Below are 561 nucleotides of genomic sequence, written 5' to 3'. Positions count from 1 at the left end.
ACGCAAGGCGTATCAGAAATGTTGATTAGTGCACTTTATAAAACGCGCAAAGTTAGGCTGGCGGAGCGCCTAGATATTCGCATTCCTCTGGCTGAGCGTCAGCTGCAAGATGCCGGAGCAATGCAAATACCTGCGGCACCGCTGAATGTACAACCCGTTAACTTTGTCATTTTAGGTGCGCTTACAGAGCTTAACTACAACATTCTCACCCAGGGCGCTCGTCTATATGTCGGTTTAGTAGGCGGCGGCACGCGAGAAGCGGTGATTAATGTGGGATTAGATCTTCGGGTCATAGACTCCAATACCTTCCAAACCGTCTATGTCACCAGTTTACAAAAGCAGATTGTGGGTAACCAAGTAGAGGCTGGTATTTACCGCTTCTTTGACAATCAGCTTGTTGAATTCGATGCCGGGTCGGTGAGGAATGAGCCTCTTCAACTTGGTGTTCGATCCGTCGTGGAAATGGCTGCCTACCAGATCCTGACGGAAGGTCTCGGCCTGCCCATTGCTGACACTGAAGAGTGTCAAGTGGCAGACGGGCATTATCCCGCGGCTTACTAA

At 50.1% G+C, this 561-nt stretch carries 1 protein-coding gene; it reads left to right on the top strand.

The annotated features are described in order from the left end of the window. A partial coding sequence (locus R0J87_RS18405; protein WP_498887979.1) for a CsgG/HfaB family protein occupies nucleotides 1-561 on the top strand: 561 nt, incomplete at its 5' end.

Source organism: Halomonas sp. SIMBA_159 (assembly GCF_046536035.1).
Lineage (GTDB): Bacteria > Pseudomonadota > Gammaproteobacteria > Pseudomonadales > Halomonadaceae > Vreelandella > Vreelandella venusta_A.
Note: the sequence above shows the minus strand (reverse complement) of the source record. Positions and strands in the feature narration are given on the sequence as shown.